This is a genomic window from Pirellulales bacterium (assembly GCA_035533075.1).
GTDB lineage: Bacteria > Planctomycetota > Planctomycetia > Pirellulales > JAICIG01 > DASSFG01.
This window is the reverse complement of record DATLUO010000170.1, coordinates 1-15,171: the sequence shown is the minus strand read 5'-3', so window position 1 is coordinate 15,171 and position 15,171 is coordinate 1. Positions and strand designations below refer to the sequence as shown.

10 protein-coding genes are annotated in these 15,171 nt (G+C 63.9%); 3 read left to right on the top strand and 7 right to left on the bottom strand.

Annotation, left to right across the window (positions count from 1 at the left end; genetic code table 11):
* Positions 1-801: 801 nt before the first annotated feature.
* Both VNH11_20965 and VNH11_20960 read left to right on the top strand, forming a co-directional pair.
* Positions 802-2,793: an FAD-dependent oxidoreductase gene (locus VNH11_20965; protein HVA48851.1), complete on the top strand. Its 1,992-nt coding sequence runs from the start codon at positions 802-804 to the stop codon at positions 2,791-2,793.
* An 813-nt stretch (positions 2,794-3,606) separates the two neighbouring features.
* Positions 3,607-4,935 (top strand): O-antigen ligase family protein, encoded by a 1,329-nt coding sequence (locus tag VNH11_20960; GenBank protein HVA48850.1) that lies wholly within the window; start codon positions 3,607-3,609, stop codon positions 4,933-4,935.
* Here VNH11_20960 and VNH11_20955 read toward each other — a convergent pair.
* The 3 genes from VNH11_20955 to VNH11_20945 form a co-directional block, all read right to left on the bottom strand.
* Positions 4,874-8,482 (bottom strand): efflux RND transporter permease subunit, encoded by a 3,609-nt coding sequence (locus VNH11_20955; protein HVA48849.1) that lies wholly within the window; start codon positions 8,480-8,482, stop codon positions 4,874-4,876. The two genes, VNH11_20960 and VNH11_20955, sit on opposite strands and share 62 nt — an antisense overlap.
* A 17-nt stretch (positions 8,483-8,499) precedes the next feature.
* The gene (locus VNH11_20950) at positions 8,500-9,705 is read right to left on the bottom strand and encodes an efflux RND transporter periplasmic adaptor subunit (protein ID HVA48848.1); all 1,206 of its coding nucleotides are present in this window, start codon (positions 9,703-9,705) and stop codon (positions 8,500-8,502) included.
* Between the two features lie 286 nt (positions 9,706-9,991).
* The gene (locus VNH11_20945; protein HVA48847.1) at positions 9,992-10,516 is read right to left on the bottom strand and encodes an ester cyclase; all 525 of its coding nucleotides are present in this window, start codon (positions 10,514-10,516) and stop codon (positions 9,992-9,994) included.
* A 183-nt stretch (positions 10,517-10,699) separates the two neighbouring features.
* On the opposite strand from VNH11_20945, the gene ruvA reads away from it, so the two are divergent.
* Positions 10,700-11,326 carry a Holliday junction branch migration protein RuvA gene (gene ruvA, locus VNH11_20940; protein ID HVA48846.1) on the top strand — a complete coding sequence of 209 codons (627 nt, stop codon included), beginning with the start codon at positions 10,700-10,702 and terminating at the stop codon, positions 11,324-11,326.
* A gap of 154 nt (positions 11,327-11,480) precedes the next feature.
* Here ruvA and VNH11_20935 read toward each other — a convergent pair whose 3' ends face one another.
* From VNH11_20935 to VNH11_20920, 4 genes are all read right to left on the bottom strand, one after another.
* Entirely contained in the window at positions 11,481-11,819 is a 339-nt protein-coding gene (locus VNH11_20935) for a hypothetical protein (GenBank protein HVA48845.1), read from the bottom strand.
* A gap of 262 nt (positions 11,820-12,081) precedes the next feature.
* Entirely contained in the window at positions 12,082-13,038 is a 957-nt protein-coding gene (locus VNH11_20930) for an aminotransferase class IV (protein HVA48844.1), read from the bottom strand.
* The gene (locus VNH11_20925) at positions 13,035-13,520 is read right to left on the bottom strand and encodes a hypothetical protein (GenBank protein HVA48843.1); all 486 of its coding nucleotides are present in this window, start codon (positions 13,518-13,520) and stop codon (positions 13,035-13,037) included. Before VNH11_20925 ends, VNH11_20930 begins: the two co-directional genes overlap by 4 nt.
* A gap of 395 nt (positions 13,521-13,915) precedes the next feature.
* Positions 13,916-15,037 (bottom strand): hypothetical protein, encoded by a 1,122-nt coding sequence (locus VNH11_20920; GenBank protein HVA48842.1) that lies wholly within the window; start codon positions 15,035-15,037, stop codon positions 13,916-13,918.
* Between the last annotated feature and the right edge of the window lie 134 nt (positions 15,038-15,171).

Sequence of the window (15,171 nt, the reverse complement as noted above, 5' to 3'; positions counted from 1 at the left end):
GAAAGGTTCCATCACGGCGGAGCGTGATGCCTACGATACGTGCCCAAGCCAGTCGGCGAGTAAAGTGCGAGAAGGCAGGACCGGACCACCGCGGAACGCCCCTCAACGCCCAACTCGCGACTTTATTTTGGCCATCCCTCATGCCTCATCGCTCATCCCCTCTTCAGAACTACGAGATGATGAAATCCTCGGGTTTTTCTCGTTTGTGCAAATTTGCACAAACGAGGAGCGCTCTGTGGGGAACGCCCTCCGTGGCATTCCGCGCAGCGCGGTCGGCGCCAACCCGCACGACCTCGGAACGCCACGGAGGGCGTTGCATACAGGAGCCGCACGACCTCGGAACGCCACGGAGGGCGTTGCATACAGAGCCGCCAGATGGTTCCGCGCTTGTACAAGTCGGCGTCGATGCTTCCTCGGACCGCCGCAAACCACGGGCCTCGAACAACTTAGATGGCCCAGGCGGCGCGCTTGATTCTTGTTTTTCACAAGCAAACCGGCCCCTGAACCCTGAACCCCGAACCCCGAACCCGGAGAACCCAACACCATGCCCAAGCGAGAAAAGGCGCAGCCACCTGCCAAGCGGACGACGGCGGACGAACGGCCGCCCAGCCAGCGCGATTGCGGAATCTACGAACAACACATCCTTGGACGCCACCGTAGCAGAGCCAGAGATACCACGGCTTGTCCGCGTCGCGGTGACCGGCCTTGATGTATTCCACAGCCCAGCGCGTGTAATTGCGACAACGGGAACCAAGTTTGGTTAGAATGCGTGAGCTACTTTTCTAAAGGCGTTCCATGGCTATGATTCACGGTTTCCTGATCATGATGGCTTTCGCCGCTCCGGGCGATGCCTTCGATGTGGCCGTCTATGGTGGCACATCCGGCGGAGTGGCGGCCGCCGTGCAGGCCGCACGCATGGGAAAAAAGGTGGTGCTGATCGAGCCGGGCAAGCATCTTGGCGGTCTGACCTGCGGCGGGCTGGGCGCCACCGACATCGGCAATAAGGGCGCCATCGGCGGCATCTCGCGCGAGTTCTATCGCCGCCTCGGAAAGCGCTACGGCAAAGACGAAGCGTGGACCTTCGAGCCGCACGTTGCCGAGCAAGTCATGAACGAGCTTGTGCGAGAGGCGGGCGTGACCGTCGTGCTCGACGAGCGGCTTGACCTTGTCGGCGGCGTCAAAAAGAACGCCGGTCGAATCGCGACGATCGTCATGGACAGCGGCCGTGCGTTCGCCGCCCGAATCTACATCGACGCCAGCTATGAAGGCGATCTGATGGCCAAAGCGGGCGTCGCGTATCACGTCGGTCGGGAGGCCAATGCCGTCTACGACGAAACTTTCAATGGGGTGCAACTTGGCTCGACCAAGCACCAGTTCAAAGTTCCGGTCGATCCCTACGTCAAGCCCGGCCAGCCGGCCAGCGGCCTGCTGCCGGGCATCCATGCCGGAAGCCCCGGCGAGCACGGTCAGGGCGACCACCGCGTGCAGGCCTATAACTTTCGCCTCTGCCTGACCGACGACCGGGCCAACCGCCTGCCGTTTCCGAAGCCGCCCGGATACGACCCGTTGCGTTATGAGCTGCTGCGGCGCTACATCGAGGCCGGCGTGTTCGACGCCTTGGGAAGCAATTTGCCCATGCCCAACCGCAAGACCGACATGAATAACAACGGCGCTTTCAGCACCGACGACATCGGCATGAACTACGGCTATCCCGACGGCGACTATGCCGCGCGGGAAGCGATTTTCCAGGAACACGTCGGGTATCAGCAGGGACTGATGTGGTTCCTGGCGAACGACCCGCGTTTGCCGGAACGAGTGCGGAACGCCGTCAACCGCTGGGGCCTTTGCCAAGACGAGTTCACCGACCACGGCGGCTGGCCGCACCAGCTTTACGTGCGCGAGGCGCGGCGCATGATCTCCGACTATGTGATGAGCCAGCACCATTGCCAGGGCCGGCGGGTGGCGGAAAACTCGATCGGGCTGGCCGCCTACGGCATGGACTCGCACAACACGCAGCGGTGGGTGAAAGACGGTCACGCCAGCAACGAGGGCGATGTGCAGGTCCACGGGTTTCGACCGTATCCGATCGACTACCGCTCGATCGTGCCCAAGAAAGAACAATGCGAGAACCTGCTGGTGCCGGTCTGTCTCTCGGCCTCGCACATTGCTTATGGCTCGATTCGCATGGAGCCGGTGTTCATGGTGTTGGGCCAATCGGCCGCCACCGCCGCCTGCCAGGCGATCGACGGCGAGGCCGCCGTGCAAGACATCGCCGTGCAAGACATCGACCTCAAGCGACTTGAAGAACGCTTGCTGGCCGACAATCAGGTTCTCGCCTGGCACGGTCCGGCACGTGCCGATGCGATCGATCCGGCTACACTGCCGGGCATCGTGGCCGACGACGTTCGGGCCGAACGCGAGGGTGAATGGTCCGAAAGCGCCGCGATCGGCGGCTTCATCGGCGCCGGCTATCTGCACGACGGCAACGCGGAGAAGGGCCGCAAATCGCTGCGGTTCAAGCTGGAAGTCAAGAAAAGCGGCCGCTACGAGGCGCGGCTGGCGTATACGGCGAATGAGAACCGGGCGACCAACGTTCCCGTGGCGGTGTTCGTTGACGGCACGGAAAAGAACGCGACGATCAACGAGCGTCGCCCGCCCGCGGTCGAAAAGCGATTTGTGTCACTCGGGCAGTTCGACGTGAGCGCCGGCGACGTGGTGGTCGTTACCGTATCGAACCGCGGGACGGACGGTTATGTGGTGGTCGATGCGGTGCAACTCGCGCCGCTGCGGTGAGGCACGTCCGGCGGATTGAGCAAGCCGCGACCGCCCGGCTTGCGGGATCATGCCAATGCGGCTGTAATGAATCAGACCGCTGCTGCGTATAATATCGTAGTGCTGAACTTGGCACACTAATAGTACCCGTCTTCACCGCTGCGAACACATGCATACCCTCTGGTAGTCCTATGTCGCGTCGTCCGTTCTTGTTGGGAGCGTTATGCGGCACGTTGCTGACCGCGATGGTCGCCTTCGTATTACCGCCGCTGATTTCTCGGACCGCGTCGCTTCCGGCAGCCCGCGTCGCGCCATCGGCCCCGCGGGCAGCTTCATTGGTTCCCGGCGCGTGTCCGGCAGTCGTGGTTCAGCCGCCTGCGCCTGCATCTGCACCACACCTGCCGCCAGGCACTTACCGCTTCGAGTTTAACGGCACGCCGGTCTACATCGTGCCGCTCGGAGCGGTTTCGTCTCGCTAGGCGCGACGCGGCTTGGCTCGTCGGCCGCAATCCAGTTGGAAGCCGTGCGCTTGTGGGAATCGCGCACTGTGGGGCAGTCGCCAGTAAAGCTTCGCCGGACCCGTTCCCATTTTCACACTAACCCGAAGCGCAAGCGAGGTTTTGCCTCTTTTTCACGTTCCTCGCTGGCGCTTCGGGTTGGTGTACGAGGGCTAAACGAGTTGCCATGCGGTCGTTTGCAAGCTATATGCGCCTAGCCCGAAATTGTCGGCCTGGCTTGCGCCTTTCGATCGTAGGGTGGGACCAGCTCAATGGGGCCGATAGCACAAGCTTTGGGTACACGAACCGCCCGACTGCCTCAATCGTGATCCCCGGTATGACCCCGATTATCGCCATCGCCGCCCTGGTCGCAGTCGCTTGGCTGGCGGCCGTGCTTTGGCGAAGTGGACCATTGGCCGCCGCGCTCTTGGTGCTGTTGGCCGGCTCCTGCTTCGGTTACTTCTTCTATCATCTCGACGCGAGCCCCATTCCGCTCACGGCCGATCGCGTTTTGTTTGTAGCCCTCATTCTGCAATGCGCCCTCTGGCGACGCCTGGGCTGGCTCACGCCCCGGCCCGCCGGCAAGCCCGAATTTGTGCTGGCCGCGTTCATCGCCACGCTGGTCGTGAGCACGCTGGCGAACGACTGGACTTACCAGCACAATCAGCCCCTCTCGAAGCTTCTCTTTTACTATTTGATGCCCACGGGCATGTATTGGGCGGCGCGGCAACTGCCACTCAACGAACGGAGCAGCCGCTGGCTGTCCGGCTCGCTGGCATTGTTCGGCGTCTATCTGGCGGCGACCGCCGTGGCTGAATGGCTGCGCCTGCCGGAGCTGATCTTTCCGCGGTACATCGCATCGGCCGATTACTTCGAGTTCTTCGGGCGTGCCCGCGGGCCGCTGATGAACCCGATCGGCAACGGCTACTTCCTGGCCGTCGGGCTGGCAAGCACGCTCTTGTGGTGGCCACGACTGGGGCGGCCGGGCCAGTTGGCACTGCTCCTGGTAGCGGCGCTGTTCGGCTGCGGCCTGTTCGCCACGCTCACTCGTTGCGTGTGGATGGGCGCGGTGCTGATGCTGCTGGTCATCGCGGGCCTGACGCTGCCGCGTTCGTGGCGGCTGCCGTGCATCGGCGGGACGCTTCTGGTCTTGGTGCTAGGGGGCGCCACGCAATGGCAGCGGCTGTTGGAGTTCAAGCGCGACGTGGGCCAGTCCGAACGCGAAACAGCCCAGTCGGTCGAGCTGCGGCCGATCTTGGCGATGGTCGCCTGGCGGATGTTTGTCGAACAGCCGCTGACGGGCTGCGGCTTCGGCCATTACCGCGACAAGTTCGCCGATGTGTTGGACCGCGACAGCGATTTGCCGCTCGACCAAGCGCGTCCCTACGTGCAGCACAACGTCTGGCTGGGGCTGCTCACCGAGACGGGGTTGCCGGGCACGGGCCTGTTCATCGTCTTGCTGGGCTACTGGCTGCGCGACGCCTGGCGGCTGTGGCATTCGCCGGCACCGCTGTGGGCGAGGCAATACGGCCTGCTGTTTCTGGCCACGTTTGGCAGTTACCTGAGCAACGGCATGTTTCAGGACCTGACCATCATTCCGATGGTCAACATGCTATTGTTCTTTCTGGCGGGCCTGACGCAGGTGCGGACCAGCGAATCAATTTAAGGTCCTCGACGAAAACGACGTACAGCACCGGCACGAGCACCTTGGTGACCAGCGTCGCCAACAGCAGCCCTACGATCTGCACGTAACAGAGCGGCTCCCAAAGCGGACCGCCGCGCAGAGCCAAGGGAATCAGACCGCCGACGGTAGCCAACACCGTCACCAGCACCGGCCGCAGCCGGACCAGCGCCGCGTCGATCACCGCCTTTCGCAACGGTTCGCCGCGCTCGTGCGCCTCTTCGATGTACTCGAAGAGTACGATGATATGGCTGATGATCACGCCGGCCAGCGATGCCAGACCCAGCAACGCCAAAAAGCCGATGGGGACGTTGAAGAACAAGAGTCCCATCAGCCCGCCCACCATGCCGAAAGGCACCGCCGTGAAAACCACCAACGGCTTCGTCAGGCTGTTGAACTGCATCACCAGGGCAAGATAGATCGCCGCCAACGACATCAGCATGGCCATGCACGTCGAGCCGAACCCTTTCTCCTGCTCCTCCTTTTCGCCGCCGAAGACATATTGATAGCCCGCGGGCCAGCCTCGCGCGCTTTCCGGCAGTTTGCTCTCGAGGTACTTGACCACGCTGCTCGGCAACACGCCCCGGACCGTGTCGCACTTGACGGTGAGACACCGCTGATGGTCTCGACGCGCGACCTTGGGCGCGACCGCCTCCGGGCAAAAGGCGGCAACCTCGTCGAGCGGCACGTGCGAAGCGCCCCCGGCCGTGGGCAGGCTCAAGGTGCGAAGGTCGTCCAGACGGCTGCGCTCATCGGGCCGGAGTTTCAGCACCACCGGGATCAACCGGTCGCGCTCGCGGATGTTCGTTGCCGTCAGGCCCGCCAGGGCGCCATGCACCAGATTTGCCAGCGACTCGTTCGTGACCCCAGCGATGTTTGCCCGTTGGGCCGCCACGTGAAGGCCGAGCCGCAGGGTTTCGGGTTCCCAGTCGTCCTGGATGTCGGTCGCTCCGGGAAAAGCGCGCATCAGGCTCTTCACCTGGTCGCCCACCTTTCGCAACGTCGCCATGTCGGGACCGAGAATGCGCACCTGGACGGGCAGGCCGACCGGCGGGCCGGCTTCGAGCTGATTTACGTGGACGCGGGCCGTCGCCAGCCTCGGCGGCAGCTCGCGCTTGAGCCGGTCGGCCAAGGCGCTGGTGCGGCCTCGGTCGCGAGTGTGGACCATAATTTGTGCATAGTTCGGCGCCGGCTGTTCGGGCACGATCGACAACCAAAAGCGGGCGCCGCCGGCGCCGACGAAGGTCGTGTACGCCTGGGCCTCGTCGCCGAGCAGCCGGTCGAGTTCGGCGATCGCGCGCATCGTTTCGGCTTTTGTCTGCCGGACCGGCGTTCCCTCGGGCAGCAGCAAGTCGACCGTGAAAACCGTGTGGAGGTCTTTCGGAAAAAAGCTCGTGCCGATCAGCGGCGTCAGGCTGAGCGCCGTTGCAAGCACGATCAGGCATGCCGCCAGCGTGGTCCATTTGTAGCGCGTACACAACTCGGAAAAGCCGTTGTAGAGCCGAGCGAAGCGAGAAGCTTTGCCACCCGGCAGCAGGCCGGATTCCATGCCCGGTTGCCCCTTGAGCATGTAATAACCGAGCAGCGGTATGAACGTCATCGACACAATGCGGCTGGCGACCAGAGAGGCCGTCACAACCACCGGCAGCGAATAGATATACTCGCCCACGAGGCCGCCGATCAGCAGCAGTGGCAAAAAGGCCACGCAGTTCGTCACGGTGGCATAAGAAATCGCGCGGGACAGCTTCTGAGGTCCCAGCCAGGCGGCAACATCGCGGCGCACGCCGTGGGCCATCTCGCGGTTGATCGCGTCGCAGGCTACCACGGGGTCGTCCACCAACAGCCCCAGGGCAATGATCAGCGCGGCGATCGAAACTTGCTGCAGGTCGATTCCCAATATGCTGCATAGGCCCAGCGTCATGGCCAACGTGATCGGAATGGAAACCGCCACCACCAGAGCGCTGCGCCACTCCATGAACAACAAGGCGACGACCACCACGATCACAATCGCCTCCAGCAGGCACTGTTTGAATTCGCCGATCTTGTGCTTCACGCGCTCGGGCTCGTCGCTTGTCCGCTCGATGCGCAAGTCGTCGGGCAAAACGCCTTTGAGCGACGCCAGCGCCGCGTCGACCTCACGAGAGAAGTCGGCGATCTGGCTCCCTTTCACCTGGCGTATGGAAAGCGTGACGGCACGCGTCGTCCAGAGTCGCTCGCCCGCTTTGATCGTACGCAAGTTCAGTATGCGGGGAGGGTCGTCGTAACCGCGGACGACCTCGACGAGATCGCGCAAGTAAACTGGGTAGCCCTCCCGCACATCGACGACGATCTCCGCCAGATCGGCGGGCCCGTTGAGTTTGCCGCTGGGCCTGACCGTCAGGTTCTGCCGCGGCAGCTCGAAGGTGCCGCCCGGCACGTCGATGTTCCGCTGGGCAATTCGCTGTCGTAGCGTCTCGATATCGAGACCCGATGCGCCGAGGCGCCGCCCGCTCAAATAGAGGTAGACGGCCTCATCGACCACGCCAAGCTGCTCGATCTTGCCGATTTTGGACGACTGACGGAGCCGGTCTTGAATCACGTCGGCGAAGCGGTGCAACTGCTCGTAACTATAGGTCGCGACGCCGCCCGGCTCCGCCTGGCACCGCGTCTTCAGCGCGCCAGGCAGCTCTTCGAGCGACTCGACGACCACCGGCGGCCAAACGTCCGGGTAGCTCGTCAGACTGGCGCCGAGGGTCCTCTCCTGCCAGCGCTGGAAATCGCGGCGCAGTCGTTCCGGATCGGTGCCCGGCGAAAGGCGGAAGTCGATGGCCGCCGCGCCGAGCATCTTCAGATACTGTCCGTCCTCCGCCAGCCCGCGCTCGGCAAGTGCGGCCAGCGCCGACCGGCCCAAGCGTTCGACCAGGCTGGCGTCGAAGCTCGCGGGGTGAACGAGCACGCTGCTCATCCGGCGGTCGCGCAGGGCCGACGGGCGAGAGGCGCGCAGCTCGGCCAGCCGCCGGGCGATGACCTGCGCGCGGACGTCCACCTCGAAATCCGAGACGGGCGGGCTGCTCACCGTGAGCATCACCGTGACGGTGTCGCCGAAATCTTTGTCGAGCCGCGGACGAAGCGGCTGGCCGCCCGCCGTCGGCAGATCGGTCATCGCCGCGAGCTTGTTGTCGAGATCCTGCCAGGTCTGCTCGGCGTCTTTGACGGTATCGTAGAGATCGACGTACACGACCGACACACCTTGGCGGCTGACCGAGCGGACGTGTTCGACGGCGGGGTTCTCCGCCAGCTTCTTCTCGACTTTGCGCGACAGCTCCTGCTCGACTTCGACCGCGCTCGCTCCCGGATAGGCGGTGACAACCACGCCGCTGCGGACCTGAAGCAAGGGGTCCTGCCGCTGGGGCATCGAGTGATAGGCATACACGCCCCACAGCGCCGTGGCGAAGAACAGCGTCCAGGCGACCGGCCGCTTGTAGACGAAGTACTGTGCCGTCGTCATGCGACGTGGGCGGGCAGCGCGGCCGGCCGGCGGGAACGGGTTCACCAGATTGCTCCTCGACCTCATTCTTCGACGACGACCCGCTGGCCGTCATACAGACGGTGCGTTCCCGTGGCGACGACGCGGTCGCCCGGCTCGAGCGACGCTCCGTCGCCGACTTTAATGGTAACTCGGTTGTCGATCACGTCGTCGAACTCCACTAGAACACGGCGGACGACCGGCTGGCCGCTCTCCTCCGTCACGCGAAACACCTCATAGGCCCCACGGGCCGTGCTGGGCAAGATGGCCGTCAAGGGGAGCAAATAGGCGCGAACTTCGCGCTCCAAGAGCACGCTGGCGATCATGCCGGGCCGCAGACCCCGGGGATCGTCGATGCGGACTTCGACGGTGTATGTGCGGCTCTGTGGCTCGGCGGCCGCGCCGATCTTATGGACGACTCCGTGGAACTGCTGACCCGGCAGGGCCTCGCAGCTCACGTCGATCGCCTGCCCGAGGGCGAGCCGGCCGACCAGCGCGTCCGGTACGCCGAAGGCAATCACCACGCTGGAAAGGTCGAGGATGCGAAACGCCCGCTGATTGGCCATGACGCGCTCGCCGACGTCGATGTAACGCGCGGCCACGGTCCCCTCTTCGAGCGGCGAAACCAGAGTACAGTAGGTTAGGTTGGCCTCCGCCTGCTCCACGCCGATCCGCGCGCTTTCGATGTCGCGCCGCCCGCCGGCGACGGCCGCCGCCGTGGAAAGCTGTCGGCTTCGGGCCGCGTCGAGCTCGGCGTCGGTGGCGGCACCACGGCCGACGAGCTGCTCGGTGCGGCGCAGTTCGATCGTCGCCAGGCCGGATTGCGTTTCGAGCTGGGCCAGCCTGGCTTGCGCGATCGCCAGCTTCTCGGCGGCGATTGCCCGTTCTCGGCGAAAGTCGGCCGTATCCAGCGACGCCAGCGCGGCGCCCTTGGCGACGCGGTCGCCTTCGTGAATGGGATGCTCGCGTCCTTCCGGTCCGCTTAGGCGGTGGATGTCGTCGACCGTCCCCCCGACGCGGAATGACAGTTCGGCGCTGCCGATCTCCTTCACCACGGCGCTGTAGCGGAGACCGGGCGTCACGATCTCCGGTTCGAAGCGGGCCACGCGGACGGTCGCCGGCGGCGGTTCGGCGGGCTTGACCGCGAGCGCGTCGGCCCGTGCCGCCAGCCAGGTTCTGCCGGCCAAGGCGACTGCAGCCACCACGACCAGGGCGCCGCCGCTGATCGCCCCTGTGCGACAGATCGTCAACCATTGCTTGGAGAAACCGTGGGACCGCGGCTTCGGCCCTCTCGGCCAAGGAGTACGGACGGGCGAGAAGCCCTTCCGCTTGCGGAGCAAGCGGGCTACGTAGCCCGCTCGCTCCGCGAGCGGAACGGCCTTGCTGCCGAGCGCGCAGGGCGGCATCAGGGACCCGTCATGAGTCGGGGAGACCGTCATCTCGTCCGTCGAGCACGACATCGATGCTTCTTGCGAATAGTGGACTGGATGCTCAGGCGCGCGTGGTCCGAACATCCAGGAAGGGAATGAAGTTGGCCTATCGGGCCGCCGTTGACGGCGAGTTGGCGAATCCCAACTGCACTAACATTCCGTAAACGTCGGCCACCTGCCAGTGCTCGACCATTTTGCCGTCAAGGATTCTCAGGATCTGGATCTCTTGAATCGTGAAGCGCCGTCCCGTGGCGGGCATACCCAGAAAATCTCCTCGGTGCGTGCCCGTCGATTCGACGACGGCAACGACTTTGTCGTCCTCCGCGATCAGGTCCATGATGGTGGAATGGAAGTCAGGAAACGCCCGATGAAGGACGTCCAGACGCACGCACAAACCGTCGAAGTCGGAAGACAATCCGGGCAGCGGCGCACGATCGACAAATGCGGTGCCGACCAGCTCCGTGAGCGATTCTCGGCAACTGCCATTGACGAGCTCGTTCCAGATACGCTTGACGACCTGCTTGTTCTCGGCCTCGACGGAAGTTTTCGGCCGGTTGAGGCAAAGGTTGGCAGGCGACGCTTCCATCGAGTAACCATGAGGGGCAATGCTGCCCGGAATCGACGTTTGCATGTTTGAGTTCCCGGTGAAATACTGCCCCTCAGAGTCATAGGTTGCTATTTGGCCTCCGACAAGACACGCGGCCGCCCGCCATCAGGTTCCGTGCGATCAAAGACGGCGCGATCGCGATGACCGCTACGACACGCCCCGCGGGGCGGTTGTTTTGCGGACCCCGCTCGGTTAGACTTTCCCGCCATGATCACCAAAATCACCGGGCAACTTCTCTCGATCGCCGACGATTCGTTGACGCTGGGCATCGGGGCGTTCGAATATGAGGTCCGCATTCCCGAATTCACGCGGCGGCAACTGCAAGGCTGCATCGGCCAGCAGGTGAGCTTGCACACCATTGATTATCTGGAAGGCAACCCGGCCCATGGCCGCTTGACGCCGCGGTTGATCGGCTTTTTGAGCGAAATCGAGCGGGAGTTTTTCGAGTTGATCTGCTCGGTCGACGGAGTCGGCGTGAAGAAGGCGTTGCGGGCGATGGTGCGGCCCGTGCCGGAAGTGGCGACGGCCATCGAAGAGCAGGACGCCAAGTCGCTCTCCGCCTTGCCCGGCGTGGGGGCGGCGCTGGCGGAGCGGATCATCGCCAAGCTGCGCCGCAAGGTGCCGAAGTTCGCGTTGATGGTGGCCCGCGAGCAACCCACGGCGGCGGAGGTCGAGCACGACGTAGTCGACGAAACGTTCCAGGTGCTGCGTCAGTTGGGCCATTCCGAGAGCGACGCCCGCCGGCTGCTGGAGGCGGCCCTCAAAGTGAAAAAGAAGTATCCCGACGTGGAAACGCTGTTGCAGGCGATCTATCAGCAGCGGCAGGGAGGGTAGGCGATGACCGGTGACACGCATCGTGTTTGCCACCAGCTTTAGCTGGTGGTTGAGGAGCAAAACTGAGAATTCTTGAGCCGGCTTCAGCCGGGCTTCTCGATGACGATCTTGGAAATCCCACAAGGTGAAATCGACGTCCGATCGAGGCGCGCAGTCATGCCGCCAGGCGCTGTTGTTCAAGCAACTTGAGGCACAGCGTTCGCATCGCGGCCAGTTCGTGCTGGAATTCGCGACGAGCGTCGTCTTCTGAAAAGGCAGCAAACAGGTCGGGGAGCTGCACGCCGCGGCTCATGATCTCACGGGCCGTCTTGTCGCGCAGCCGCTTTTCGACAAACAAACAGTTCTCGGCGTTGTAGAACACGCGCACCGCTTCGGCCGTGCCCAGTGCGCCGTTGGCCAGCGACTCGATCAACCCTAAATTGAGCACGGCGAACAGCGCTATGCCGTTCGACGCGGCTGGCAGCTCGCGAGAAAGCAAGGATTCGAGGTTCATGGGTTTTCGTCTCGTATGGGAAAGAACTTGACGTCCGCAACCTGTCCGGACTCGTGTTCGAGATAATGGACCTCGCCACTGTTGCCTTGTTTGATGACTTTTTGCCACCGTCCAGGCAAGAGTTGACGAAGATACCTGCGAAGCGCCGCGTTGCGGACAGGATACTTTATAGTACCGCCTTTTACCGGAGCCCATCCAGCGGGCACCGACCCAGATGAACGGACATCGGGATAAATGTTCAAAGGCATCAAACTGTTCCCGGTCAGCACACAGCCGCGCCGTCGATGATTTGCCGTTCGATGTCCACGCCGACGAGTTCGCTCCAGGCGTCGAGCAATCGGCGAAAGACCGGGCCGGGCTTGCCGTCGCCGATCGGCAGGCCGTTGATCTTGGTGACCGGCATCAGGCAATAGGGCGTGCTGGCCAAAAACGCCTCGTCGGCGTTGACCGCGTGGTACGTCTGAATGTCGCGTTCGACGAAGGCCATGCCGAGTTGCGCCGCCAGCTCGATCACCGTGGCCCGGCTGATGCCCGGCAGGGTGTTGCGGGTGGTGGGCGAGACGATGGCGCCGCCTTCCACCATCAGAAAACTCGCGCTGCTTGTCTCCGTGAGGTTGCCGTCGAGGTCGAGCAACAGGGCCGAGGCTTCCGGATCGACGAGCCGCGCCTCCTGGTCGGCCAGATAACAGTGCATGCGGCTGCGGTACTTGATCTTCGGGTCGATGCACTGCGGCGGCACGTGGCGCGTGCAGGGCGTGATCAGGTGCGTCCCTGCGCGCATTTTCCTCGCCCACTGCTGCCAAGCGAGCGGAAACGTGTGGACGCAAACTGTGGGCGAGGTGCGGGCCGCTCGGCCGGCCGAGCCGGCATAAGCCGCGACCTCGCCGGCAGTCACGAACTGAATCACTCCTAGTTCCGCTCCCGGGTGCAGCAGCGCCGCATTGTGGGCCACCAGTTCGCGCGATGCCGCCGCCAGTTCGTCTTTGCTTGGCCCGATGGCGAACCGCACGTGGCGCAGCGAACGAAACAGCCGATCGAGATGCTCTTCCAGCCGAAACGGCCGCTGGCGGAAGGTGCGCGTCATCTCCGTCACGGTCGCTCCCATGACCACCCCGGCATCGAAGATCGCCAGGTGCGCCTGCGACGTCGGCAGCATGCGGCCGTTGAGATAGACGAGGGCTTCCGCCGCAGCGCCGGCTTCGTGATGGCCGGCCGTCATGGAAGGCCCTGCTGCTTATCGTTATGTGCGGGCACGACTTTGCCGAACATTCGGCCGCCGTGGTCCGAGGCGCTCCAGGTGCCGGCGTATTCATGGCGATAAAAGAGCACCCGCGCGCTGAACGTGCCGAAGCCCGGCACGAGCACGTCGGTGAGGGTGATGACGGGCGTATCGCCCGCCCACTTGACTTCAACCGGCAGCGTGCCCGTCTTGCCGCCCTCGCCATACTGCCATTCGAATTCCCAAAAATCGCCGTGCTTCAGCTTCTTCACGCTCTTCAGCACGTATTTATCCTCTTTCAGACCCTTCTTTTCCTCCTGGCCGTTAATCGTGTAGTAACCGACGAGCGTCGCGCCCGACATCGAGCGCTCGAATTGTTTGATCAGCGTCTCGCGGTCGGGCACGGCGGGTTTGTCTTCGGCCGTGGCCCGCGGGGCAAGCAACAGCAGCGGCGCGATCAGCAAAATGTAAAGCGATTTCATGGCGGTGTTCCTTACTTGGCGGCGTCGAGAAACGATTCATGCAGCGCACCCGCAGAATAACGGCGCCAGCTCGAATTGTCGAGTAACTCTCCGTAGGGCGGGACCAGCGAGCTTGCGAGCGCCGGCCCACCGATATCGACTAGAAGGAACCCAATTATGGCCATGACGTTCGATGCCACGTTAAAAGACATGGGGCGTGAAAGCCCGCAAGGCTTTCTGGCCACGTTCGATCGACCGCCGCCGCTGGAAGCTGGCAGGAGATTCTGGAAACGCCCTGACGCAACGCCCCGCGTTCTCCTCACGCGCGGCTCTTCTCGCGGCCCTGCCGCACGTTCTGGCTGGCATTGCGCGTGCAACCGGTGTGATCTAGCGTTATGCCGAATTTGTTCCGCCATTCACTCGATGATTTTATTGCCGAACAGAAGTCGGTCGATTTCGGCCAGCCGGAACTCTCGTCGCTTGCCGATGCTCTCGTGTACCAGCCGCATCAGGGCCTCGGCTTCGATGAACACGACGCCGCGAATGGGCGTGCCGGTCATGAACCGGGCGAGCTTGTCGAGATCGTCGTGACGAAAGCCGCGGCCGATGACGGCGAAATAGACGCGTTCGATACCCGATGCGGCCAATTCACGTGTGTGGGTCGTGGCGTATTCGCAGAACTGCCGGTCGTCGGTGGCCAGCGTGTAACCGCGCCGCCGCACCTTGGCGTCGATGACCACGGCGAACCGTTCGGCGACGGCCACGGCCAGGCAGTCGGCCACCCGCCCGCAGCCCTGCCCCAGCTCGCGCACGTCGAACCCCAGCGCCCGAAAAGCGTCGGCGCACCGCTGCTCGAACAGCGTCGAGACGGGCGTCAAGCCGCCCGGCGACAGCCCGCACGCCAGATACTCCAGATCGCACAGGCCCACCGGCAGATGCGGGAACCGCTCCCCGTAGGGTAAGCGTCCTCGCTTGCGCAGCTCGTCGCCAAAGCGTCCTCGGCTGCTCGACGGCTCCTGGCTGCCAACACCGGAAGCGACCGGGGACGGTTGCTCTACGCAATCCTCTCGCATCCACAGCCGGTCTTGCCGTTCGGCCACGCGTCGGGCGATGCTCAGAAAGCGCGGGTCGCCGTTCTGTTCGCGGATGGTCTGTTCGACGACGGTCGTCACGGGCGGCGCCTCGCCGCCGGCCGCGGCCTTGCCCCGGGCGGTGCGTTCTTTCTTGATTTCACGGTTTTGGCGGCTGCGCGCGAAGCTGGCCATCGACTCGTCCCACAGCGTCTCCCAGCGCCGCGCGCAGCGCAGCCGCAGGCTTTGGGCCAGGGGATGTTCGGGGTGGGCGGCGAGCCAGGCTTCGACACGGGCGGCGATTTGGGCGACTCGCTGCTGCGACAAGGCGTGTGCGGCGGCCACGTGTTGTTGCGTCTCGCCGCGCAGGATATGTTGTTCGTAGATTCCGCAATCGCGCTGGCTGGGCGGCCGTTCGTCCGCCGTCGTCCGCTTGGCAGGTCGTTGCGTCTTTTCTCGCTTGGGCATGGTGTTGGGTTCTCCGAGGTTCAGGGTTCAGGGTTCAGGGTTCAGGGTTCAGGGTTCAGGGTTCAGGGTTCAGGGTTCAGGGTTCAGGGTTCAGGGTTCAGGGTTCAGGGTTCAGGGTTCAGGGTTCAGGGGGC

Coding starts and splice junctions, on each gene's coding strand:
- VNH11_20960 (HVA48850.1), top strand. CDS start 3,607: ATGACCCCGATTATCGCCATCGCCGCCCTGGTCGCAGTCGCTTGGCTG.
- ruvA (HVA48846.1), top strand. CDS start 10,700: ATGATCACCAAAATCACCGGGCAACTTCTCTCGATCGCCGACGATTCG.
- VNH11_20925 (HVA48843.1), bottom strand. CDS start 13,520: ATGAAATCGCTTTACATTTTGCTGATCGCGCCGCTGCTGTTGCTTGCC.
- VNH11_20920 (HVA48842.1), bottom strand. CDS start 15,037: ATGCCCAAGCGAGAAAAGACGCAACGACCTGCCAAGCGGACGACGGCG.
- VNH11_20965 (HVA48851.1), top strand. CDS start 802: ATGATTCACGGTTTCCTGATCATGATGGCTTTCGCCGCTCCGGGCGAT.
- VNH11_20930 (HVA48844.1), bottom strand. CDS start 13,038: ATGACGGCCGGCCATCACGAAGCCGGCGCTGCGGCGGAAGCCCTCGTC.
- VNH11_20935 (HVA48845.1), bottom strand. CDS start 11,819: ATGAACCTCGAATCCTTGCTTTCTCGCGAGCTGCCAGCCGCGTCGAAC.
- VNH11_20945 (HVA48847.1), bottom strand. CDS start 10,516: ATGCAAACGTCGATTCCGGGCAGCATTGCCCCTCATGGTTACTCGATG.